Annotated in this window: 23 protein-coding genes and 1 tRNA gene; 11 read left to right on the top strand and 13 right to left on the bottom strand. The window is 64.1% G+C overall.

From position 1 onward, the window contains the following. Nucleotides 1-6: 6 nt before the first annotated feature. Complete coding sequence (locus VLA65_RS18335; protein WP_332603324.1) at nt 7-1,416, top strand: NtaA/DmoA family FMN-dependent monooxygenase; 1,410 nt, start codon at nt 7-9, stop codon at nt 1,414-1,416. Continuing rightward, nucleotides 1,413-1,535 (top strand): hypothetical protein, encoded by a 123-nt coding sequence (locus VLA65_RS18330; protein WP_284991125.1) that lies wholly within the window; start codon nt 1,413-1,415, stop codon nt 1,533-1,535. Before VLA65_RS18335 ends, VLA65_RS18330 begins: the two co-directional genes overlap by 4 nt. A 13-nt stretch (nt 1,536-1,548) precedes the next feature. Here VLA65_RS18330 and VLA65_RS18325 read toward each other — a convergent pair whose 3' ends face one another. After that, entirely contained in the window at nt 1,549-3,159 is a 1,611-nt protein-coding gene (locus tag VLA65_RS18325) for an ABC-F family ATP-binding cassette domain-containing protein (RefSeq protein ID WP_332603323.1), read from the bottom strand. 648 nt (nt 3,160-3,807) lie between these two features. Here VLA65_RS18325 and VLA65_RS18320 point away from each other — a divergent pair. Next, the gene (locus VLA65_RS18320; protein WP_332603322.1) at nt 3,808-4,668 is read left to right on the top strand and encodes a hypothetical protein; all 861 of its coding nucleotides are present in this window, start codon (nt 3,808-3,810) and stop codon (nt 4,666-4,668) included. 260 nt (nt 4,669-4,928) lie between these two features. Here VLA65_RS18320 and VLA65_RS18315 read toward each other — a convergent pair whose 3' ends face one another. Further along, nucleotides 4,929-5,510, bottom strand: a complete 582-nt coding sequence (locus VLA65_RS18315; RefSeq protein WP_332603321.1) for a hypothetical protein — start codon at nt 5,508-5,510, stop codon at nt 4,929-4,931. 247 nt (nt 5,511-5,757) lie between these two features. Here VLA65_RS18315 and VLA65_RS18310 point away from each other — a divergent pair, with 247 nt between their 5' ends. After that, nucleotides 5,758-6,309, top strand: a complete 552-nt coding sequence (locus tag VLA65_RS18310; protein ID WP_332603320.1) for an NUDIX hydrolase — start codon at nt 5,758-5,760, stop codon at nt 6,307-6,309. Here VLA65_RS18310 and VLA65_RS18305 read toward each other — a convergent pair. From VLA65_RS18305 to VLA65_RS18295, 3 genes are all read right to left on the bottom strand, one after another. After that, nucleotides 6,306-6,755 (bottom strand): GNAT family N-acetyltransferase, encoded by a 450-nt coding sequence (locus VLA65_RS18305; protein WP_332603319.1) that lies wholly within the window; start codon nt 6,753-6,755, stop codon nt 6,306-6,308. The genes VLA65_RS18310 and VLA65_RS18305 overlap by 4 nt on opposite strands. A 26-nt stretch (nt 6,756-6,781) precedes the next feature. Next, nucleotides 6,782-7,732: a D-2-hydroxyacid dehydrogenase family protein gene (locus VLA65_RS18300; RefSeq protein WP_332603318.1), complete on the bottom strand. Its 951-nt coding sequence runs from the start codon at nt 7,730-7,732 to the stop codon at nt 6,782-6,784. 70 nt (nt 7,733-7,802) lie between these two features. Further along, nucleotides 7,803-8,777, bottom strand: coding sequence for an ABC transporter substrate-binding protein (locus tag VLA65_RS18295; protein WP_332603317.1), 975 nt, complete (start codon nt 8,775-8,777; stop codon nt 7,803-7,805). A 189-nt stretch (nt 8,778-8,966) separates the two neighbouring features. Between VLA65_RS18295 and VLA65_RS18290 the strand changes: the two genes are divergently transcribed. From VLA65_RS18290 to VLA65_RS18280, 3 genes are all read left to right on the top strand, one after another. Then, on the top strand, nt 8,967-9,239 hold the full coding sequence (locus tag VLA65_RS18290) for a nuclear transport factor 2 family protein (protein WP_332603316.1): 273 nt from the start codon (nt 8,967-8,969) through the stop codon (nt 9,237-9,239). 82 nt (nt 9,240-9,321) lie between these two features. Then, nucleotides 9,322-10,311: an LLM class flavin-dependent oxidoreductase gene (locus tag VLA65_RS18285; RefSeq protein ID WP_332603315.1), complete on the top strand. Its 990-nt coding sequence runs from the start codon at nt 9,322-9,324 to the stop codon at nt 10,309-10,311. Nucleotides 10,312-10,490: 179 nt separating this feature from the next. Then, complete coding sequence (locus tag VLA65_RS18280; RefSeq protein ID WP_332603314.1) at nt 10,491-13,130, top strand: trehalase-like domain-containing protein; 2,640 nt, start codon at nt 10,491-10,493, stop codon at nt 13,128-13,130. Between the two features lie 83 nt (nt 13,131-13,213). On the opposite strand, the gene VLA65_RS18275 is transcribed toward VLA65_RS18280, so the two are convergent. The 3 genes from VLA65_RS18275 to VLA65_RS18265 all read right to left on the bottom strand — a co-directional run bounded on the left by VLA65_RS18275 (nt 13,214) and on the right by VLA65_RS18265 (nt 15,106). Continuing rightward, a complete protein-coding gene (locus VLA65_RS18275; RefSeq protein WP_332603313.1) occupies nt 13,214-14,140 on the bottom strand; it encodes an AEC family transporter in 927 nt (308 codons plus the stop codon). A 143-nt stretch (nt 14,141-14,283) separates the two neighbouring features. Then, nucleotides 14,284-14,712 carry an aspartate 1-decarboxylase gene (panD, locus tag VLA65_RS18270; RefSeq protein WP_332603312.1) on the bottom strand — a complete coding sequence of 143 codons (429 nt, stop codon included), beginning with the start codon at nt 14,710-14,712 and terminating at the stop codon, nt 14,284-14,286. A 55-nt stretch (nt 14,713-14,767) separates the two neighbouring features. Then, entirely contained in the window at nt 14,768-15,106 is a 339-nt protein-coding gene (locus VLA65_RS18265; RefSeq protein ID WP_284991136.1) for a hypothetical protein, read from the bottom strand. Between the two features lie 99 nt (nt 15,107-15,205). Between VLA65_RS18265 and VLA65_RS18260 the strand changes: the two genes are divergently transcribed. Then, nucleotides 15,206-15,805 (top strand): TetR/AcrR family transcriptional regulator, encoded by a 600-nt coding sequence (locus VLA65_RS18260; protein WP_332603311.1) that lies wholly within the window; start codon nt 15,206-15,208, stop codon nt 15,803-15,805. Nucleotides 15,806-15,829: 24 nt separating this feature from the next. Here VLA65_RS18260 and VLA65_RS18255 read toward each other — a convergent pair whose 3' ends face one another. Continuing rightward, the gene (locus VLA65_RS18255) at nt 15,830-16,684 is read right to left on the bottom strand and encodes a LysR substrate-binding domain-containing protein (RefSeq protein ID WP_059389831.1); all 855 of its coding nucleotides are present in this window, start codon (nt 16,682-16,684) and stop codon (nt 15,830-15,832) included. A gap of 150 nt (nt 16,685-16,834) precedes the next feature. On the opposite strand from VLA65_RS18255, the gene VLA65_RS18250 reads away from it, so the two are divergent. Continuing rightward, complete coding sequence (locus VLA65_RS18250) at nt 16,835-18,232, top strand: MFS transporter (RefSeq protein WP_059389832.1); 1,398 nt, start codon at nt 16,835-16,837, stop codon at nt 18,230-18,232. Nucleotides 18,233-18,310: 78 nt separating this feature from the next. Here the strand turns inward: VLA65_RS18250 and VLA65_RS18245 are convergent, their stop codons facing one another. The 3 genes from VLA65_RS18245 to VLA65_RS18235 form a co-directional block, all read right to left on the bottom strand. Further along, nucleotides 18,311-19,444, bottom strand: a complete 1,134-nt coding sequence (locus VLA65_RS18245) for a N(5)-(carboxyethyl)ornithine synthase (protein WP_370872243.1) — start codon at nt 19,442-19,444, stop codon at nt 18,311-18,313. Between the two features lie 17 nt (nt 19,445-19,461). Beyond that, nucleotides 19,462-19,596 (bottom strand): hypothetical protein, encoded by a 135-nt coding sequence (locus tag VLA65_RS18240; protein WP_264637052.1) that lies wholly within the window; start codon nt 19,594-19,596, stop codon nt 19,462-19,464. 85 nt (nt 19,597-19,681) lie between these two features. Beyond that, nucleotides 19,682-19,755: transfer RNA gene (locus tag VLA65_RS18235), tRNA-Gly, on the bottom strand. Nucleotides 19,756-19,992: 237 nt separating this feature from the next. Here VLA65_RS18235 and VLA65_RS18230 point away from each other — a divergent pair. Further along, the gene (locus VLA65_RS18230; protein ID WP_284991138.1) at nt 19,993-20,439 is read left to right on the top strand and encodes an SRPBCC family protein; all 447 of its coding nucleotides are present in this window, start codon (nt 19,993-19,995) and stop codon (nt 20,437-20,439) included. A gap of 7 nt (nt 20,440-20,446) precedes the next feature. Here the strand turns inward: VLA65_RS18230 and VLA65_RS18225 are convergent, their stop codons facing one another. Continuing rightward, nucleotides 20,447-22,213 (bottom strand): CAP domain-containing protein, encoded by a 1,767-nt coding sequence (locus tag VLA65_RS18225; protein ID WP_332603310.1) that lies wholly within the window; start codon nt 22,211-22,213, stop codon nt 20,447-20,449. Nucleotides 22,214-22,361: 148 nt separating this feature from the next. On the opposite strand from VLA65_RS18225, the gene dcd reads away from it, so the two are divergent. Further along, nucleotides 22,362-22,937, top strand: coding sequence for a dCTP deaminase (gene dcd / locus VLA65_RS18220; RefSeq protein WP_059389836.1), 576 nt, complete (start codon nt 22,362-22,364; stop codon nt 22,935-22,937). Nucleotides 22,938-23,010: the final 73 nt, after the last annotated feature.

Raw genomic sequence — 23,010 nt, 5'->3', positions numbered from 1 at the left:
GAGACTATGACACAGCACAACCGTGCTAAATTCCAGCCGAGCGGGAAGATCCAGTTCGGGATCTTCTTCCAGGGCGTCAATTCCGGCACCATCTGGAAAGCGCCTGAATCCGGTTCGCAGACCGACTTTGAGTCGTTCCGACGGATCGCCCAGACCGCCGAGCGCGGGCTGTTCGCAGCCTTCTTCCTGGGCGAGGGCCTGCGCTTGCGGGAACATCTCGGACGACCGCACGCCCTGGACGTCGCGGGCAGGCCGGACGCGCAGACCATGCTGGCGGCGCTCGCGTCGGTGACGTCCAATATCGGGCTCGTGGCCACGCAGAATACGACGTACAACGATCCCGCCGACCTCGCTCACAGGCTCGCCTCCCTCGACTTGCTCTCCGGCGGGCGCGCCGCCTGGAACGTCGTGACCACGGACAACGCGTGGACCGGGGCCAACTTCCGGCGGGGCGGCTACCTGGACCACGCCGATCGCTATATCCACGCCGAAGCATTCGTGGAGACCGCCAAGAAGATCTGGGATTCGTGGGAGGACGGAGCGGTCTCCTCGTCCGTCTGCGCGGATTCCTGGGCGGTTCCCGGCCATGCGCGGCGCGTGCACCACTCCGGGCAGCACTATTCCGTGGACGTCACCCCCCGGCTGCCGCGCAGCGCCCAGTACAGGCCGGTGCTGTTCCAAGCCGGGGATTCCCCGGAAGGACGCGACTTCGCCGCCCGCCAAGCGGATGTGATCTTCTCTGCGCACCCGAAGTTCGACGACGCCGTGGAGTTCCGCGCCGATATCGTCTCGCGCTCCCTGGCTGCTGGACGGGACGCCAACGACGTCCAGATCATGCCGGCGAGCGAGTTCATCCTCGCCGCCACTGACGAGGAAGCCCGCGAGAAGAAGGAGTGGGTCCGCGGCCTGCAGATCGGGCCGCAGCAGGCAGTTGCGTATCTCGAACAGTTCTGGGGCCGGGAGTTGTCCACCTACGATCCCGATGGTCCGCTTCCGGAGATCGATCCGGTGGTGGAGGAGACCTCCGAGACCCGGGGGAGCGGCTTCCACGGGGCCAAAGCCCGGCAGCTCGCCGAGCAATGGCGCGCCGAGGCCAAGGAGAAGGGCCTGTCCATCCGGCAGTTCGTGAGCTCCAGGACGTCCAGGGTTGACGCGACGTTCACCGGATCCTACACAGCCGTGGCCGATACCTTGGCCGAGTACGCCCGGGTGGGTGCCGTCGACGGCTTCAACATCTCGCCGTGGCTTATCCCCACCGGCCTAGACGACATCGTGAACCACTTGGTGCCCGAGCTGCAGGAACGTGGCGTGTACCCCACGGAATACGTCGGCAGGACCCTCCGCGAGAACCTGGGCCTCACGACGCCGGCGCGCTCGGGGGCGTTGGAGTCGGTACCCGCCGGGGGCGCGCGGTGAGCTTCCGTGCGCGAGTCGCGGCCGCCGTCGTCGGCTTGCAGACCGACGACGGCGGTTCGCGCGACCCGGACGCGGAGCTGGTGCGGCTCCAACTGACCGTGTGGGAACAACAGCTCTGATTTGCTGCGGGCCCTAGGTGAGTGGCTCCGTGCGCTCGCGCAGGCCCCCTTCGCCGTCGAGCTCGGCTACCGTGTCGATGTTGAGGCGCCGGAGAAACCCGAGGTCGTGGCTCACGATGAGCAGTGCGCCACGGTAGGCGTCCAGGGCTTCGGCGAGCTGCTCGACGCTGGCAATGTCGAGGTTGTTCGTCGGCTCGTCGAGGATCAGCAGCTGGGCGGGCGGCTCCGCCAGGAGCAGCTTCGCGAGGCTGACCCGGAACCGTTCTCCTCCTGACAGGCTGGAGACCGGGCGATCAACGGTGGATCCCCGGAGGAGGAGACGTGCGAGTTGATTGCGGATGTCTTCGGGCGCCGACGCCGGAGCCGCTGCCCGCACGTTGTCCAGCGCTGAGCGGGAATCGTCCAGTCCGTCGAGCCGTTGCGGGAGGTATCCCACCCGGCCGGTCAGCAGCTTTCCGGTGATCCGGCCCGAGGATTCTGCAGGGCGCCTCTCAACGAGGTGTTTGAGGAGCGTCGATTTGCCTGAGCCGTTGGGTCCCACCAGGGCCACGCGTTCGGGGCCTTGGATGGCGATCGTGCGGGAACCGTCGCTCAGCTCGGCGATCCGGCGGCTCCGTGGCACGTCGGGATCTGGAAGGGTGAGGTGGATGTGCTCAACTTCCCTGACCCTCGCGTCGGCGGCGTCGACGGCGGCCTGGGCTGACAGCACCTTGTCGTCGAGGGTCGAGCGCATCGAGCCGGCAGATGCCTGCGCCTTGCTAGACCGGTTGCCGGCCAGGATCTTCGGGATGCCGCCGCTGGCTTGGGTTTTCTTCGCTGTCCGCTCGCGGCGGGCAAGCTTCGTCTCGGCTTCGACGCGTTGCTTCTTCTCGACCTTCAGCGCTTGCTGGGCGCTCCGTGCTGCCTGGATGGCGGCGGCCTGTTCCTGCTCGCGATATTCGGTGAAAAGACTGTACGGGCCACCAAACACGTCAAGCTTGCCGGCATGAAGCTCAGCAGTGGAGTCCATGTGCTCAAGCAACTCGAGGTCGTGGCTGACCACCACGAGGGTACCCGGCCAACTGTCGACGAAGTCGGCAAGTTTGGCCCGGGTGCGCCGATCAAGGTTGTTGGTTGGCTCGTCGAGGAGCGTGACCGGGGTGCGGCGGATGCGCAGCCCGGTCAGCGCGATGAGCATTGCCTCGCCACCTGAGAGCTCCCCGACCTGCCGCTTGAGGTCACCCGCTGAGAAGCCGATTTCGTGCAGAGCCTCGTCTGCCCGGGACTCAATGTCCCAGTCGTCGCCGACCGTGTCGAAATGGCGCTCATCGACGTCGCCGTCCTCAATGGCATGGAGCGACGTGAGTATGTCGTCGATGCCGAGCAATGCGGCGACCGTCGTGTGCTGCCCGAGGGTGAGGGTCTGAGGAAGGTAGCCCACGTCACCGACGGTTTCGACCCGGCCCAGGGTCGGCGTCAGTGTGCCGGCGATCAAACGGAGCAGGGTCGATTTTCCTGCACCATTGCGGCCGACTAGTCCAGTCCGGCCGGTGGTCATGGTGCCATTGAGCCGCTGAAGAGCGGGAGTGCCGTCGGGCCACTCGAATGAAAGATCGTGCAAGGAGATGGCTGATTGTGCTGACATGAGACACAGTCCTTCGGTTCTTGCCCATCTGGGGGCATAGTCATGGGTCAACGTGCTCTCTCCGGGGCGCGAAAACGCGCGCTACTTCGGAGGGCACTGCACCTGACGTACGGAATCTTTCAGCTCGGACGCAGGGCCGCCGGAAAAGCGGCTACAGACAGCTGAAAGCGAGATTTCTCACCGGGTGCGCACGAGCGCAAACAACCGGGCGGCCACCGAACGTCAGGTGGCTAGGCTCTGTCGACCTCAATCTCCATAGCCAAAACCATAACCGCAAACTTCTTGAGCGGCCAATTGGGGCTGAACGCCGGCATTCATCACGGTGGTTCCCATGGAGGCCCTAAACGGTGAGCACCGCGGGCGGCGTTCACCGGGACGCCTTCGCTGGCCGAGAAGCCTTAGTGCGTCCTCGAATTTTCAGGGCTGCCGGGAGCCCTGAAGTGTAGCGTTTAGGGCGCCTTCACCGGGCACTTTTGCGGGCGGGTCATACGGGAATCAGGGGGGACCCACATTAAGGCTTTCCTGAAGGGAAGGCATGAAGGTGTTGAGCTGGCCGGTGGGGGACCGGCTTACGGGCGCTGATCGACGTTGACCGCGGCGCTGCCGGAGCAACGAGTTGTTCGTTGTTCCATGCGGCAAGATGGCAGCATGGCTCATGAATATGCGACGGACGCCCCGTCGCCGGGTGGTGCGGGGGACGACAACGGGAGCTCCTGGGTCCAGCTCACCGAGGAGGTCCGTATCCGGGCATCCATACCGCCGAGCCCGGGGTTCCCGGTCTGGGAAGGCAGCTGGCTTCGCAGGAGGCTGTGGCTGAGACGCGCGGCTGCGGTGCTGGTCATTGCATCGATCTCGGGATTGCTCGGATGGGCTGTCCTAGCTGGGATTAAACACGCATTCGCCAGCTACACAAGGACTAATGGAATCGTCAGTGCCCAAACCGAAACGGGTCGTCACTCTGACGGATGCCAGCTGGACCTCGACTACACCGTCGGTGGGCAGCACCTGCAGGGTGTTACAAGAGTCAACGCAGTCTGCAACACCCTGCCCGGGCCCGGCTCCCGCGTCGCGCTCAACGTCGATACAACCGATCTGCACGACATCTGGATCGATGGGGCCAGCGATGCGAACCATCCGAATCCCTTGCTCTTTGGTCTCTTTTTCCTGTTTGTCCCGGCCGCGGTGGCCTTCGCGCTCTGGACCGAGCTCACCGACTACGGCGGGATCCGGAAGCTACTCGCGTCCGGGGCTCAATGGCGGCAGTTCGAGGCGACCGTCACGCGGAAAACGGGCAGCCGCAGCGGCATCACGGTCAGGTTGGAGGCAGAGGATCTCTCAGGAAACGTGTGTCCCTTCAATGTTTTCTATAAATTCGTCAGCCCGATTGGCTCTGTACGCAAAGGCGACAAGGTCACACTGACGGTGATCGCGAATGGCAAGTGGCAAGCACTCATTTGGAGGCCGGACCTCAAGCAAATCTACCTCGCGCACATCAGCCGGTCGCTCTAGCGATGTAGCGAACCGTTGGCCAGGCCTGGTGCGTGAGACGCAGTCACCCTGCAACAGCGATTCTGTCCGGTGGAGGATCCTTCACCAGGTCAGAAATGGCCGCATGGCCCACTGAGCCCAAGGGCCGCTGAAGGCCCGTGCCACATGAAAGTTCTTTGACCGGGCGGCCCGGCGCGATTAGACAGGCTAATGTCTCAGTTCCAGGAAATGGGACTGCCGGGATCAAAGGACACTGACGGTACTGGTGTCGTTCTTGAGTGTCAATGTGTTGTCTTCCGCTTGAGCCACTGCCGAATTCTGGCAGTCGGACTTCGTGGCTCCACTGTCAGGTTCGCTGCGTTGATAGGGAGCTTCAACCATTTGGATGGTTCTCCTGCCAAATACGCTTTGGCCTCGGAGATGACGGCGCGGTCGACGTCGTTTATAGACCATTTCTGTATGTCGACGTCCTCGTAGAGCCAGGAGAGGTGCACGAAGGGCTGCGCAAACTCCTCGGCTTCCGGTCCGATGTTACGGTACGCCCAAAAGGTGAGTTGTCTGGCCGTGATTCGTCCAGCGATCGCCTGGCGGGCCATGACCCGAAAAGCAGCAGAGCCCGTGGGATCCGGCAGGTGGTTGATGCCCAACTCGGCGGTAGTGGTGTCAACCAGTTCGCCCAGGACGGAGCGTGACTCGTTGCCGGGGATGCCGGCCAGCTCGCGCAGGGTGGGTGAGTCGACACCGCCAACGAGTGCGTCGACGGCGGCGTCGACGATTTCCTGGCCGCGGCCGTCGGGGTTGAACCTCCACAGCGCGATCGCGTCGGCCAGTTGCTCCAATGCCGGGTTCTCAAAATTGGTCATGAGTCGTCTCCATTCTCCGGCAAGTGCGTCGACCCCCGCCCCAAGCGGGCATGTTCTAAGCATCCACCAAGAGTCGCAGCTCGTTCGGAGGTGCCCCCGCAATCCCTGCAGATAGATTTTGTTCAGAGCGTCAGGAGTGTGCGGTAAAGGATCGGCTAACGGGCACCTAGGGTGACATCTATCCGACGCATCACACCCCTCGTCGTGGCATTGAGTTGTTCGTTGCCCTGTGCGGCAAAATAGCAGGATGCCTCTTGCCAATCTGCTTGCCAGCCTCAGGACACTTCCTGAATCGGGATTACGGGACGCGTATCTGCAGTTCCTGAACTTGGCGGGGGACGCCGCGTTGCGTCGAAATGGTGGGCCGGAGCATGTCACCGGGTCCTGCTTCGTGTTTTCGCCTGAATTCGATCGTGTTCTGTTGTGTTTCCATCGCAAGGGGCAGTTCTGGGTGCAGTTCGGCGGTCACGTCGAGTCGAACGACGCGTCGGTGGCGGAAGCTGCACAGAGGGAGGCCCGCGAGGAGTCCGGAATTGATGACCTGGTCCTGCTTTCTCCAGCAATCGTGGATCTTGACCGACACGATCTGCATGGGGGATTCTCATGTGCCGCCCATTGGGATGTGGGGTTCGCCGCGACAGCAAACCCGGATGTGGAGATCGCCGTGAGTGAGGAAAGCGATGACGTCCGCTGGTTCCCGATCAATGAATTGCCAGTTCAAGTGCCGGCAGGCTTCTGCGCGCGCTTGGAACACGCCCGGCGAACTGCGATGTCACTTAGTCCGACACGGATCGATTAACAGTGCCCGACAGGCGCGGCGACCATGAACACGTCCACCGGATCCTCGGTTTCCAGGACAAAGCCGTGGCGTTCGTAGAGGCGTCGGGCCGGGCTGCCCTGGAGCACGTTGAGACGGAATGGCCGGTGGTCCTTGGACTCGCCCATGACCCGCCGGAGCACGCCGGCACCAAGCCGTTGCCCCTGGAACTCCGGAGCGAGGTAGAAGTGTTCGATCCACAGAGCGTCGGGTTCCGGGCGCACCGCGATGACACCTGCAGCTTGCCCTTCCACGGCAATGACAAAGGTGTGTTCCGGCTGGAACGCCTTCAAGAAACGCTCCCTGACGCGGACCGGATCCCAACGCCCTAGCCGCTCCAAATCGGGTCGCATGACGACGGCGCGCAGTTCCGCGATCCACGCGGCATCGGCGGGCAGGGCGGGACGGAGCGAGAATTCGGCAGGCACCTGACAATCTAAGCCCAACTGATGCACTAACCCGTAAGCACCCGCAACGGATCGCCCCGCAACCACGCCCGGACGTCCTCGAAGGCCTCGCCGTAGAAGCGGGCGTAGCTTTGCGAAGTAACATAACCCAAGTGCGGCGTCAGCACGGTGCGCGGCGCCATGAGAAGCGGGTGGTCCGCCGGCAAGGGCTCGACGTCGTACACGTCCAGGGCCGCGCCGCCGAGCCACCCCTCGTTCAGTCCGCGGAGGAGGGCGGACTCATCCACTATCGGTCCACGCGAAGTGTTGACCAGGACACCGTTGGGCCCGAGGAGCCGCAGTTCGTCCTCCCCGACGAGCCCCCGGGACCGCTCCGACAACCGCACGTGGACGCTAACGACGTCGGACTCCCGGAAGAGTGCTTCCTTGCCCACCTTGCGCGCACCCGCCGCAGCCGCGGTTTCCTCCGTGAGATTGGGACTCCAAGCAATGACCTCCATGCCAAACGCGTTGCCGTAGCCGGCGATTTTGCTCCCGATCTTACCGAGTCCAAGTACTCCTAAGGTCTTCCCAGACAGTTCGAAACCCACGGTGCTCTGCCATTTTCCGGCGCGCAGCCGGCGGTCCTCGAACGGCACTCTCCGTGCGAACGCCAGGAGCAGTGCCCACGTCAGCTCGGGCGCCGCGGCCGGCGAGCCGCCCGTCCCGCAGACCGTGATGCCCTGCTCCGCGGCCGCGAGTAGATCGATGGCTGCGTTGGCCATCCCGGTGGTGGCCAGGAGCTTCAGCTTCGGCAGTTGCCGGAAGCGCCCGGCGTCGAAAGTGGTCCGTTCACGCATTGCGATGATGATGTCGAAGTCGCGGAGCGAGTCCGCGACGTCCGCCAGAGGCTCCGTGAAAACGGTGACTTCGACGCCGTCGTCGGCGAGCTCGGCCCACGGCGCGTAGTCGAAGGCCACGGCTTGGTAGTCGTCGAGGATGGCAAGGCGCTGGCCCATGGAACTCCCTTTCGCTTGTCCGGTCCGCAGCGGTTCCGGATACGTGGAAAGTTACACCCCGGAGCCGGCGCTAGCTCTTCGGAAGGCCCGGCGGGTTCAGTTCCGACTTCGCGATACCCTCCGAAGACAACCCCCAGCGGTCCAAGATCTTTCCATACGTGCCGTTTTGGATCAGTTTGTTGAGGGCTGCCTGGGCTGCAACGGCAAGACCGTTGCCCTTCTTGGTGGTGAAGGCAATGTCCGCCTTAAGAGGCCAGCCGCCGTTGACTGTTCCCACCTGCTTGGTCTTGCCGTCCTTTGCGGCCTTGTACGCCGCTCCAGCGTTCGGGCCGAACGTCAGGTCCGCGCGGCCGGATTGCACGGCGAGCGAGGAAGCCGAGTCGTCGTCGTAGTACTGGAATTCAACCGGCTTCAAGCCGTTCTTCTTGTTCTCGGCGTCCCAGCGCAACAGGATTGCTTCCTGGTTGGTGCCCGAGCCCACAATGATCCGCTTGCCCGCCACGTCCTTGGCTTCCTTGATCTCACCGATCGGGGAGTCGCTCTTGGCATAAAAGCCCAGGAGGTCCGTGCGATAGGTGGCGAAGTCGAACTTCTCCTTACGCGCCTCCGTTACGGTGACGTTGGAGAGGACGGCCTCGTACTTGCCCGATTCAATACCCAAGGGCCAATCGGCCCAAGCCACGGGAAGGACCTCAACCTTTAGGCCCAAGGTTTCTCCGACTGCGTAGGCGAGGTCGACTTCGTTGCCGATGAGGGTTTTGTTGTCCGTCGCGAAGAGGCTCAACGGAGCGGTGCCGCCTGTGGTCACCACGGTGAGTTTGCCGTCAGCCTTGATGGCCTCCGGGACGAGCGCCGCAGCGGCGTCGTCCTTGGTGATAGGGAAGCGGTTCTGCTCCGGCGACAGGTTGAAAGTCTTGCCCGCGGAAGCGGACGACGACGGCGCTGACGCCGCTGAGGCGCCCGGGTCAGAGCAAGCGGCGAGGCCGAGAGTCGTGGTCACGGCGAGTGCCAGTGCGGCGCCTGTTTTGAGTCGTGAAATAGCCATGGAATCCCCTTCGAAAGTGATGGATGGTGTGCGTTGCTGCAACTATCCGGCAGCGCCAAGAGCCGGTCAAAGCGCTCTGAAACGCGGGGATACAAGGGTTAACTGGGGTTCATTAGAGGTCCCGAAGGGTCACAAAACAACCGCGGTCTAGGCTTCCCACACAACTGCCGACACGTGAGGAGATTTTTCGTGAGCAACGAGCAAACCCCGGTCAATCAGGCGCTGGAAGCTTACGCAGCCGCTGTCCACGCGAAGGACGTTGACGCATTCGCGGCGCTCTACAACGACAACGTCCACATCTACGATTCCTGGGGGCAATGGCAATACACGGGAATCGAGTCTTGGCGGTCGATGGCGGCCGAATGGTTCTCTTCGCCCGGCGACGAGCGCGTTCAGGTCGAGTTCAACGATGTGCAGTATCTTCGCGAGCTGAGACGGAACCCACGCGAGCTGGAGAAATAACCCGGGCACCGCCGTCGTTGTCGCAAGAGTGGCCGGGAGACCGGCCCCTCGAACGAAACCACCTTCGAAAGGCCGGCATCACGTGACTGTTCCCCTCTCCATCCTCGACCTGGCAATCATCGGCAAAGGCCAGACGGCGGCGGAGAGTTTCGCCGGGAGCGTCGCCATGGCGCAACTGGCCGAACGGCTCGGCTACCGACGGATTTGGTATGCCGAGCACCACAACATGGGCTCAATCGCTTCCTCGGCTACGAGCGTGCTGATTGCCCATATCGCGGCCAACACCAGCACTATCCGGCTCGGTGCAGGCGGCGTCATGCTGCCCAACCATTCGCCGCTCACCATCGCAGAACAGTTCGGCACCCTCGAAACCCTGCACCCGGGCCGCATCGACCTCGGCCTCGGACGGGCGCCCGGCAGTGACCAGAACACCATGCGGGCGCTCCGCCGCGATCCCATGGCCGCGGACACCTTCCCGCAGGACGTGCTGGAGCTGCAGGGCTACCTCACAGGACCCACCCGGATCCAGGGCGTCGAAGCAACGCCCGGCAAGGGCACCAACGTGCCCCTCTACATCCTCGGCTCCTCCCTGTTCGGGGCGCATCTGGCCGCGCAGCTCGGCCTGCCCTACGCCTTCGCCTCGCACTTCGCGCCCAACGCGCTGCAGGACGCCGTCGCCATCTACCGCCGCGAGTTCAAACCGTCCGAACAGCTGCAGGAGCCTTACGTGATCGCTGGCGTTAACGTAGTGGCCGCGGATTCGGCGGCTGAAGCCCAACGGCTCTTCCTCGAGGTCAAGAGGGACCGGGTCTCCCGTTTCCTGGGCGGCGGACGCGAATTCACCGACGCCGAAGCGGACCTCATCCTCGACTCGCCGCAGGGCCAGCACATCGCGCAAATGGTGAAGTACTCGGCGGTGGGCACACCGGAGGTGGTGCGCGAGTATCTCGACGAGTTTGCCCGCCACGCCGATGCCGACGAACTGATCGTCGCCCACCAGAGCACCGGCACGAAGCAGCGCTTGCGTTCCGTGGAGCTGGTCGCGGAAGCCGTGGGGCTGACGCGGGTGTAAGGACTGAGCGATCGGCGCGGCAGTTATCCGGAAGCGTGCGTCTAAGCGAGGAACGAGCGAGCACGCGGAGGATGGCTGTTGTGCCGATCAAACTCGTTACACCCCGGCAATACGCGGGTCATGGAGGCGAAACCCGCCGGGCGGAAACTGGACGAATCCACCCCGGAAGGATCGTCCCCATGGCTACTCCGCTCAATTTGTCCGTGGCCGATTCGGCACTGCTGACAAAATCGCTTCCGCTGGGTCTCCTGCGGACGGCAGTCCAATCCGAGGCCGCGCACGATGGAATCACTCCGGAGCTGCTCGCGGAACTGAGGATGCTGGCCCGCACTCCGGGACTCCTGGTGGCTTGCAACTACGGTGGAACACTCTGCGCCGCGGAAGGCGTATCCACTGAGACACTCCCGTTGGGGAGTGCCGCCGTCGCTCTCCGGGCACTGGCAGCGCTGCCGAACACGCACACTGCCGTCATCTCCGGCAGGTCGCTGCGGGACCTTGCCGCAGTGTCGCGGCTGCCGGCGGAAGTCCACTTGGTGGGCTCGCACGGCGCCGAGTTCGACATGACCTACGCGTACAGCATCTCGATGGCCACGGAAGCCGTCCTTCAACAGGCAGCCACGGCCCTCAACGAATCCATTGGCTTCGAAAAGGGCATCAGCATCGAGCGCAAGCCCGTGGCGGTAGCCATCCACACCCGGCCAGCCACGCCTGCCGTGGTCGCCAGGGTGACCCGGGAGGCGCACCAGATCGCCCGTGAAGTGGGCCTGTTTTTCATTGTGGACGGATCCGTTCTGGACCTGTCCATCGTGGAACCCTCCAAAGACGCCGCGCTGGAGCATCTGCGTACACAGTTGGGGGCCAGCGCGGCCCTGTTTGCCGGCGACGCGGACAGCGATGAGCTCGCAATCGCCACCCTGCGGGGCCCGGATCTTGGCCTGCACGTCGGAGACGGAGAAACCAAGGCGCGCCATCGCTTGCCGGACCCGCAATCCTTCGCCAAAGTGCTCGCCATCCTGTTCGAACTGCGCCGAGCGTGGCTGTTCGGCGAGGACGCAGTGGGGCTGGAGCGGCATTCGATGATCGGCAACGGGACCTCGACGGCGCTGCTCACCCCGGAGGCCAAGATCTGCTGGATGAGCCATCCCCTCCCGGATTCAGGGTCCTTGTTCGCGCACATCCTGGGTGGAGACCCGGCCGGCCACTTCAGCGTGGAACCGGTCAAGGCGTCGAAGGTGCTGGGCCAGCGCTACGTGGACAACACCATGATCGTGGAGACGCGCTGGGCGGACGTCACGGTCACCGACTACCTTGAGCCGGCACCGGACGGCATCACCAGCCTGGTCCGTGTCCTCTCCGGAACCGGCAGCGCGCGGATTGTTTTCGCCCCGCGGCCGGACTACGCCAACGCTCCGTTCAACATGGAGATCCGCGGCGAAGAACTGCACGTCGTGGGCACCTCGGATCCCATTATCCTGTTCGCCCCCGGAGTGTCCTTCACGGTCACGAGCGACGGCAAGCACGGAACCGCCACCGCTGAAGTCAGCCTCGCGTACGGTCCTATCGTCATGAACCTGAGGTGCGGAGACACTGAGCCGACGACGCCGGACCCCGCCGGAGAGCTTGCCCGGCGGGCCGCCGTCGCGCACCAATCCCGGCAGTGGGTCCGTGGGCTGGAACTGCCCGACATGAAACCTTCGTTGGTGCGGCGCTCGGCACTGGTCCTCAAGGCGCTGGTGCACGAGCCGACCGGGGCCGTCCTCGCGGCTCCAACCACGTCGCTGCCGGAAGGGATCGGCGGCACCCGCAACTGGGACTACCGCTACTGCTGGCTCCGCGACGGCTCCATGACGGTCAATGCGCTCGTGGACCTGGGTTCCACCGAGGAGGCAGACGGGTTCCTCCGCTGGCTCGGCCGCATCCTCGAGAACGCGCCCGGGCCGGAATGGCTGCACCCCCTGTACTCCGTGACCGGCTCCCCGCTGTCCACCGAGGCAATTATCGAGAGCCTGCCCGGTTACGCCGGCTCACGGCCCGTGCGGATCGGGAACGCCGCCGACCACCAAGTGCAGCTGGACGTCTTCGGCCCGATCGCCGAACTCATCCAGACCCTCAGCAGGCGCCGCGGCACGCTGCCGGACGAGCACTGGCAGCTCATGGAACAGATGGCGTCCGCCGTGCTGGCCCGCTGGCACGAACCTGACCATGGCATCTGGGAAGCCCGGCGCGCGCCGCGGCACCACATTTACACCAAGGTGATGTGCTGGGTGACGCTGGACCGGGCCATGCACACGGCGGTCCGGTTCCGACGCCCCATCGGGGCCGAGTGGGAGGAAACGGCCAACACCATCCGCGCTGAAGTCCTCCGCGAGGGTTGGGATGAATCCGCGAGCTCCTACACCGTGGCCTACGACAGCCCCGACCTGGACGCGGCCGTTCTGCACATCGGACTCTCGGGCCTGCTGGACGTCCGCGACCAGCGCTTCCTGGACACCGTCACCGCCGTCGAGCGGGAACTGCGGGTGGGTCCCACCGTGTTCCGGTACAGGTACGACGACGGCCTGCCGGGTTTGGAGGGCGGGTTCCACATCTGCACCACCTGGCTGATTGAGGCGTACCTCGCCGTGGGCCGACTGGACGACGCGCTGGAGTTGTTCAACCAGCTGGTGGCGCTCTTCGGTCCTACCGGGCTGCTTCCCGAGGAGTTCGATCCCGGCACGGAGACCCACTTGGGAAACCACCCGCAGGCGTATTCGCATTTGGGTTTCATCCGCTGCGCACAGCTCCTGGACAGGTACCTGGACTCAGTGGACGAAGAGTAGGCGCCCGCCCAGCTGACTCGCACTTAATGTCGTTTTGGGGCGTCTAAACGACACCTACTGCGAGCTAGTTGGGTGGGGCGGGCTTAGGTAAGCAGCAGGGCCACTGCGATCATTGCCGGGACGGCCACCACCGTGGTGATCAGGACCGTATCCTTGGCCACGGTGATTCCCGTGTTGTAGCGGCTCGCCGCCACGAACACGTTCTGCGCGGTGGGCAGGGCCGCCGTGACCACCACGGCGAACAGCGCATGCGCTTCCAGGCCCAGCGCGAAGCGGGCGAACAGGTACGCCATTGTGGGGTGGACAAACAGCTTGAAGCCGCTGGCCAGCAGGGCATCCGTCCGGCGGCCCGTGTCCTTCTGCAGGGGCCGCGAACCATTCAAGCTCATCCCGAACGCCATCAGCATCGCGGGAATTGCGGCACCGCCGATCAAATGGATCGGCTCCATGATGAGCGAAGGCACCTGCCAGCCCGTCCCGGCGACCACCAAACCGAGGGCGGATCCTACGATCATCGGGTTCCGGACGATCATCAGGACGAAGCGCAGGGGAGTGGTGCGGTGGCTGCTGGTGCTGGCATCGAGCACCATCAGGTACATGGGCGTGAAGAACGCGAGCTGGAAGATCAGCAGGGGCGCCACATAGCTGGCGTCGCCGAGGACGAACACCGCGATAGGGATGCCCAGGTTCGCCGAGTTGGCTAGCGAAGCGCTCATGGAGGACATAAGCGATTCGGGCAGGGAACGTTTGAGCCAGAACTTCACGACGATGAAGAAAAGGCTGCCTGTGGCGACGGCGCCCACCGCCGTGACCAGGAGTGGAGCGGCGAAGACATCGTGAAGACGGGCCTTGCCCAGGGTTTCAAAGAGAAGCGCAGGGCTCGCGACGAAGAAAGTCAGGCCGCTGAGGACCGAACGCGCATTGTCCCCCAGGATCCCGCGCTTGCCGACGAACATGCCCACCAGGATGATGGCCCACACCACGAAGAACCCGGAAAGGACGCCCAGCACTACGACATCCGGCGGGGGACGGGCGCGGGGCGGCGTGGGTTCACAGTCCCAGCCTAAATCAGCTTTATTCGCCCGTAAGGCACGACGGCGGCATGTTCCGCCATGTGGACCACGTAAGGAAGTGCCCCGTGACTACGGGAAGCCTAGTTCAGCTGGGCGTTGTTGAGGGCGTGCGGCGGGCGCATGATGCCCGGAGTGATGCCTTCGGCGGGATCGCTGCCGAGTTGGACGAGCTTGTTGGCCCTGTCCACATGGACAACCTTGGGCTGGTAGGCCTTGGCTTCTTCGGTGGTCATCTCCGCGTAGGTGATGAGGATGACGACGTCGCCCACGTGCACCAAGTGCGCCGCGGCCCCGTTGATGCCGATGACGCCGGAGCCGCGTTCGCCGGCAATGGTGTAAGTCTCCAGACGCGCGCCATTCGTCACGTCAACAATGGAGACGAGCTCGCCGGGGAGAATATCCGCAGCATCCAGCAGATCCAGGTCGACCGTCACTGAACCTACGTAGTGCAGATCGGCATGGGTCACCGTGGCACGGTGGATCTTGGACTTAAACATTGTGCGGTTCATAACGTGACAAGTTTAGCGTGTGGCCGCCGGATCGCCGGGTGATGCCTGACACACGCTAGGCCTTGGCGGCGGCCTTCCGTGCCTGCCGCCTCTTCAGCGAGCCGTAGCCAGCGATCAGTTTGGGGACAACGAGGTAGACGGCGGTAGGAACCACAACAAGGGTCAGGACGAGGGCGCGCAGCGCGGGGTGCCATGACTCCGTGAGCGGAGCGAGGATCGTCATGCCGATCGCCACGAGGGGAAAAATGGCGAGCCAGGTGATCACGGCACGCATATGCACCGACGGTGTGTGCATGGAAGGCAGATGCGCAGAGTGCGCGTGTGCGGCCGGCTCGGCAAACGCCGCAACCGCGGCGCTGTCCGCGGATGCGGCAACGGGGATTTGGGTGTTCATGACATTCTCCAACTAATTGGTTGCTTTCGGCGTGAGTTCAGACTAGACCCCACCCTCGAAAACTGCAACTACTTGGTTGGAATCTGTTAAGGTGGACACATGGCATGGGATACCGAGCGGACCAAGCGACTCCTCCTTGAGGCGGCGACTGCCGAGTTTTGCCAATTCGGACTCGCCGGCGCCAGGGTGGACCGCATCGCTGCTGCGGCCGGAGTCAACAAGGAACGCATCTATCAGTACTTCGGTAAGAAGGATCTTCTCTTCGACGCCGTGATCGCGTCCCAGCTCAGCAAAGTGGTGGACGAAGTCCGCATCGAGGGCGCCGGTCCCGAAGCCTTGGCCGATTACGCCGGACGCCTGTTCGACCATCACCACCAGGACCCCACCCTTCCGAGGCTGCTGTTTTGGGAGGGCCTGGAGCGGGGCGAATATGTGGTGAACCGTCCGGACCGGGCCGCGAACTGCAGGAACAAGGTTGACGGTGTCATCCGGGCCATGCCGGGGACGTCCAAGGAAGACGCGGCAGATCTGATGCTCACCATCATTGCGTTGTGTGACGCGTGGCCGGTACTGCCCGAGCTGGATGGCCTCATGGCCGGCAGCAAGGGGCCAATCAGGGCGGAGCGGCGCCGGAAGGCGATCGTCCGGACCGTCCTTCTCGCCGCGCAGGCGCTCGCCCCGGAGCGCAGCGCGGTTTAGCCACGCGCGGTTTGGTGGCGCTTGCTACGCCTGCTTATTGAGTGTTCTGCCGATGATCGCCTGCGTCAGCGCATCCACCACCTCGGCGTTCGCCAAGGGGTTGCGGATCAAGGTGAAGTCGACGTCGCCCACGGGCGGGAGGTCGAAGCGCTTGGTGATCACCGTGAGGTCCTCGGGAACCAACGACGACGGCATCACGGCGACGCCGATGCCCGCACGCACCGCTGCCAGGACACCGGCGATCTGCTTGGTCGAGCAGGTGACCCGCCACGTCCGGCCCATGGCCTCCAGCGCGTCGATGGCCAGTTTCCGGCTGACGCTCGGAGCCGGATAGCAGATCAGCGGCACGGGGCTGGCCGGGTCCAGCACCGTTTGTTCGACCCCGACCCAGGCAAATTTGTCGTGCCGCACCACCGTGCCGTCCTTCGCCTCGCCCACCCACTTCACGAAGACGAGATCCAACTGGCCCGCATTGACCCGTTTGTAGAGCTGGTCGCTCTGGCTGACCGTGAGTTCAAGGTTGATCTGGGGGTACAGCTGCCGGAACTCGCGCAGGATCCGAGGCAGCCCCGTGATCGCGAGGTCGTCGGCGGTTCCGAACCTCAAACGGCCGCGCATGGCTGAACCGGAAAAGTACCTCGCCGCGGAATCGTGCGCTGAGAGGATGTTGCGGGCAAAGCCTGCCATGGCGTCGCCATTGTCGGTGAGCCGGACATCCCGGGTGTCGCGGGCTACGAGCGCCCGTTTGGCCGCCATCTCCAGCTTTCGCACATGCTGGCTGACCGTGGGTTGGGCCAGGCCGAGGCGCTCGGCTGCCTTCGTGAAACTCAAAGTCTCGGCCACGGCCAGGAAGGACCGCAGCTGCACGGGTTCGAACACGGGACTCCTTGGATAGCTACCTTCACCGCCGCTCACGCCGGTGTATTGCACTTCGCAATGCTAGTTATACGGCCAATTCACTTCCATAATCACCGCGGCCAACCCTAGCGTTAAAGGCATCCCAGCGAAACGCCTATCCAAGGACTACTTTTGGCACCCCCACCGCCCTCAGCGGCAAACGTCAGCCAACCTGCCATCGATTCACTCGCCGCAAGCAGCCGAATTCCGCACGCTGCCGACCCTGACACGGTCACCCAGCCGATTGCCGTCGTCAACGAACGGCTGCCTTGGCGGCACACCTTCATTTCCCTCAAAGTACCCAACTTCCGGATCTTCGCCGTAGGCCACTTCGTAGCTGTCATCGCACTCTGGATGCAGAGAATCGCCCAGGACTGGTTGGTACTACAGCTCTCCGGATCCGTCACCGCCGTCGGAATAACGGTGGCATTGCAGTTCACGCCGTCGCTTTTCCTGGGCCCCTGGGGCGGCATGATGGCGGACCGCTTCGCCAAGCGACGCATCCTCATCCTGTGTCAAAGCGTCGCGGCCTCCCTGGCTGCCATCCTTGCCGTGTTGGCGTTGAGCCACCACATCGAGGTGTGGCACGTTTACGTGATCGCTTTTGTCCTGGGCCTCGTGACGGTCCTCGACCAGCCCGCACGGCAGGTCTTTGTCAACGAACTCGTGGGGCCGAAATACCTGCGCAATGCGATTAGCGTCAACTCCACCACATTCCAGTTGGGCGGCCTCATTGGTCCCGCCCTGGCCGGCGTGCTGCTGACCGCGGTCGGAGCGGGCTGGGCCTTCGCGGCGAACGCGGTGGCTTGCTGCTCCACGGTCACCATGCTCTTGATGCTGCGCAAGAATGAACTTTATGTCAGCACGCCCGTGCCAAAACGCAAGGGGATGCTGCAGGAGGGACTGCGATACGCACTCAGCAAGCCCACGATCTACTGGCCGTGGCTCATGGCCGGCTTTGTAGCGGTCTTCGCGATGAGCCTGCCCGTGCTCCTCGCTGCCTTCGCGGACCACATCTACCATGCCGGTGCCGGCGGCTACGGTTTGCTCAACGCCATGGTGGCCCTTGGCGCGCTCGCCGGAGCAATCACGTCTGCCCGCCGCCGCCAGTTGCGCCTGCGCTCGGTGGTGCTGTGCGCCGGGATGTATGGCTTGATGCTGTGCCTGGCCGCGTTGGCGCCATCGATGGTGTGGCTCTCCGCTGCCATGGTCCTCTCCGGATTCTGGTGCCTCATGTTCCTGACCGCCGCCAACCAGCTGGTCCAGGTCAGCGCCAACATGAGCATCCGCGGCCGCGTCATGAGCCTCTACATCATGGTGCTCATCGGTGGCCAAGCCATCGGTGGACCCATGATGGGCTGGCTTGCCGAGCACCTGAACCCGCACGCTGCACTCTTGGTGTCAGGCGGGGTGCCGGCGCTCGCCGCGGCGACAGTCGCCGTCGTGCTGGCCCGGAAGTCTGAGTTGCGGCTCAAAGTGAATGTCCGGGACCGACGCCGGATGGTGCGGATCGTCCCGCAGTCGGCGTAGCGGAGTGTCGCCAAAACGCGGCTGAGCCGGGCACCCACAAGGCGCCCGGCTCAGCCGCATTATGAGGTTACGAGGCGACTACGCCGCGAGGTGCGGGTAGTCGGCTGAGCGCTCTTGGAACTGGAGCACGTCCGGGTTCCGGATGATGCCGTCGCGGATTTCGATGGCACGCGAGATTGTTTCGCTGGCGTCCCAGGCCTCGGGGCCCGAAATGACAGTCTCGAGGAACGGCAGGAGCGCCTCGCTGATTTCCCAGCTGGACGAGTTCCACAGGTAGGACGGGCTGTGGTCCACGGCGTAGTAGTTGATGTGGTCGCCCACCGTGAACATGGGCTCGGCGAACGTCGTGGTCCGCGCCCAACTGAAGCCCATGCCTTCGTCGCAGGAGACGTCAACAATCAAGCTGCCCGGCTGGAACGCATCCAGGTCCTCGGTCCGCAGGTACGTCAGCGGCGAGTTCGGATCCTGCAGCGTGCAGTTGACCACTATGTCGGCGGCGGCAAGGAACGGAGCCAGCGGCTTGCGTCCGCGATCGGTAATGACCTCGCTCAGGAAAGGGGCGTTCTGGTCGTGGTCGAACTGCACTATGCGCACCGAGTGGATGGGCGAACCGACCGCCGCAACTCCGCGGTTGGTCAGCACCTGGACATCGTGGATGCCGTGCGCGTTCAGGGCTGTGACCGCGCCACGCGCCGTGGCTCCGAAACCAATCACGACGGCGCTCAGCCGCCTCCCGTAGTCACCCGTCGAGCCCGTCAGGGCAAGGGCATGGATGACGGAGCAGTAGCCTGCAAGTTCGTTGTTCTTATGGAACACGTGAAGCCCGAAGCCGCCGTCGCTGGCCCAATGGTTCATCGCCTCGAAGGCGATCAAGGTCAGCTTCTTGTCGATGGCGAGTTGGGTGATGGCCCTGTCCTGGACGCAGTGCGGCCAACCCCAGAGGACTTGCCCGTCGCGGAGGTCGGCCAGGTCTTCCGGCTGCGGTTTGGGCAGGAGGATGACATCCGAATTCGAGATCAGTTCTTCACGGCTTGCCATGCCACCGACCAGCGGCTCAAGTTGGCTGTCCGAAAAGCCGAAGCGCTCGCCGTAGCCGCGCTCCAGCCGGATGTGTTGCCGGAGTTCCGGAGCAATGCGCTCCAGATGCAGGGGATGGACGGGCAGCCGGCGCTCGTCCGGCTTCCGCGATGTCGACAGGATGCCGAGGGTCATGGCGCCTATATGGCCGCTCACTTTTTGTTGCCGGTTGCCGGCTTGGCCACCGTGGTTGCGGAGGACTCTGAAGCCCTCTTATCCGCGCGCTTTTCTTTGATGGATTTGCCGGATTTTTTCGATGCAGCTTGGCGAGGTGATTTGTCAGCCATGATCGCTCCCTAGAGCAGAGCCGAAATGGCTCCTAGCTCCTGACGATACACCCAAGGGCTTGGGCACCTTGAATCAGGGCAGAAATGGAGCGGGCGACGGGAATCGAACCCGCGTATCGAGCTTGGGAAGCTAGCGCTCTACCATTGAGCTACGCCCGCATTGCTCCGCAAACCAGCCGGAGCAGATCCCAGCTTAGCGCAGATGGCGCGCTGATCCGGACACAGACTCACCGGTATCACGGTCTCATCAAATTCCCTGCCGGGCTCGTAAAGATTCGGTTAAGGCTCGACGTGGGTGTGTTGCGCTGCGCCACGCCTGACTATTCTGTAGCAGTTAGCTGCTGTGTCATGGGGAACCCGGCTATGTCCAAGAGCCATACGCCGAAAGAGGATTCCGTGGCATTTGCAGAGCATGAAGTACTCATTGGTCGCGACGCCATGACCGTTTACCAATTCCTGGTGGACGGGCTCAACAATCCCCTGTGGCGCAGTGGAATCCGCAGCATTTCCCTCCGTTCCGGACATGCCGGCGAAAAAGGCGCCGTTTACCAGCAGACTTTGGCGGGGCCGGGCGGGCGGCCGATCGCGGCTGACTTCCAAATCACTGAAGCCAGGCCGGGCGCCGAAGTGCGCTTCGCCGTCGTTGCCGGTCCTGCGCGGCCCACCGGCGGCTACTACCTCAGCACCGAGGGGCCCAATACCCGCCTGCGGTTCGCGCTGGAGTACCACCCGAAGGGCTTGCAGAAACTCATGAACAGCATGATCCAGAAGACCATGGAAGAGGAAGTCGTCCAGCTGGAGCAGCTCAAGTCGGTCATCGAGGAGCAGACCTCCGAGGCTTAGGGCCCAGTTACTGCGCCAGCTTGAGTCCGCCCAAGCCGGTGACCGGAGTGCTCGGCGTCGTGAGGCGTCCGCCGGTCAGGTCCCAATATTCGATCGTTCCGTTGCTCAGGAGGCCCGCGATTCCAGTCGTGTTGAGGCCCGTGACACCGTTGAGCGAGCGCAATCCGGAGTAGTCCGTCCATCCGGTTCCCACTACCAGCCTTGCCTCCGACTTCGGCGTGGTGAGCCCGGAGCCGCGGTAGAGGCGCAGGTTCCCGTTTGCTTCCACGGCCAGCAGGTCCTGGAAGCCGTCGGCGTCGTAGTCCACCATGCTGAGCCGGATGGCACTGACGCCCGTGCCCACTTGAGTCCGCCCCACCATGGCGGTTAGCCCCACGTTCCGGTACAGGTAAAGCGCGCCGCTGGAATCAATGGCGAGGATCTGCGGGAGCCGGTTGTTGCCGCACCAGATGCCCACGGCCATGGTCATCGACTGCCAACCCGATAGGCCCAACACCACTGGGGCCTTGAACCCGCCGCTCACCACTCCGGGGTAGAGGAGGAGCCTGCCATCCAGCATCTGGACGAGGACATCGATCACGCCGTCGCGGTCCCAATCAGTGGTCATCACTTCTTTCGCCCCGGCGAAACCGGTCCCGGCTGTCCGGGCGGGACCGAACGTGCCGTTGCCAAGTGCAGGGTAGTCCCTCAGGTTTCCCGAAGGGTCGACGGCGACGAGGTCACCTGCGCTGCGGATGGCTGCCGCACTGAGGTCCAGCGTGGGCGGCTCGTGCTTCACGATGGGGTCGCAGACCGTCGGTGGCGGAAGTTGGGGAGGGGCTGTGCCCTCGCCCGGGCTGTTGACTGTGCCGGCGGGCAGCGTCGTGTAGCCGAAGAGATTGACCACGCCCCACATCGTGTAGCTATTGGGGGTGGTTTGGTAGTTGCCGTCCGTGAAAGTGATGCCGACGCCAATCACGTTGAAACGTGGATCACGCAGCAGTGCGTCGTGGGCGGGCGAGCTTTTCCACCATTCGACAAGCTGGGCGGCATCCCGATCCCAGCGGACAGCGATGACTTCACCTGCGCCGTTGTTGGGGTTCAAGGCCCTGGGATCGGTCCAGAAGTTGGGGCGGTGTTCAATCACTTGGCGGCTGGCGATGTTGTTGGACCAGTCCTGCGAAAGAGTGGACACCGTGGGGTTGTACTTCACCGGGTTCAAGCCAAGCGACGTCCTGTAGGCATTGATGGCGTTGAACACGGCCAGAACCTGGGCGGAATTGTCGTCATTGACCAATGCTTGCGCTGAGACGAGCGGGACGGCCGCGGGGGAGGATTTGGTCGGGGCTGGAGCCGGATCCGGCGGCGGGACGTCCCCTGCGGCGCCGGGGAGCGGGTCCGGGCCCGAAGCCGGCGGGATGGAGGGCACCGGGGGCGGGCCGGCCGCTGCCTGGGGTGACGTGCCGTTGCCTGGGGCGACGGGGGGGCTTGCCTGCGCGGGCGAGGCCGCGGCTTGGACCGTTGACGCGGTGCCCGCAGCAGCGGGTGCCGCTTGGGCGGGGGCGGCCGCTGCTGGTGCTGCGGGGGTGGCAGTTGGTGACCCCGGCGCAGGTGCGGCCTGTGGAAGGCCGGATCCCGACGGCGGTGCGGACGCCGTCGTCGTACTTTCAGCGCTTGCGGTGGTGCTTGAGGTGGAAGGGGCGGCAGTCTCGGAGGGCAGGGCCGCGACGGTTAGCGGTCCGGAGGCAGGGGCCATCACCGTGAGAAGGCAGGCCACCACTACGGCAACGGGCACCGCAATTCGTCTCAATGTTTCCCCAGATTCGCATCGTGCCACCGTTCCCAAATACAACAGCGGTAACGGCAGTCTATGTGGTGCACTATAGTCCCATGCGCCACTCCGGCACCACGGGGTACGGGGTGGATACGGTACTTTTGATCCTGTGCTGATCTCTGACCGCGACATACGTGCCGAAATCGACTCCCGACGTATCGTCCTGGAGCCCTACGACCCCGCGATGGTTCAGCCGTCCTCGGTGGATGTGAGGATTGACCGCTTCTTCCGGCTGTTCGACAACCACAAATACGCGCACATCGACCCCTCCGAGGAGCAGCCTGAGCTGACCCGCCTGGTTGAGGTGGAGGGCGACGAACCCTTCATCCTGCACCCGGGCGAGTTCGTGCTCGGTTCAACGTACGAGACCGTGAGCCTGCCGGACGACGTCGCCGCACGCCTTGAAGGAAAGTCTTCGCTGGGGCGCCTCGGCCTCCTGACGCACTCCACGGCCGGCTTCATCGACCCCGGGTTCTCAGGCCATGTGACCTTGGAGCTGTCCAACGTTGCCACGTTGCCCATCAAGCTGTGGCCCGGCATGAAGATCGGCCAGTTGTGCTTCTTCCGGCTCTCCTCGGCGGCTGAGCATCCCTATGGTTCCGGCGGATACGGCAACCGTTACCAAGGCCAGCGCGGCCCCACCGCGAGCCGCAGCCACTTGAACTTCCACCGGACAACGGTCTAGCCCCTGCCGAGGGGTGAGATCTCCCAAGACGCTCGCTCAGATATGCGGGCAATAGCGGAGACGCTCGCTCATC

The sequence above is a fragment of the Arthrobacter sp. S2(2024) genome, from assembly GCF_036662515.1.
Classification (GTDB): domain Bacteria; phylum Actinomycetota; class Actinomycetes; order Actinomycetales; family Micrococcaceae; genus Arthrobacter.
Note: the sequence above shows the minus strand (reverse complement) of the source record. Positions and strands in the feature narration are given on the sequence as shown.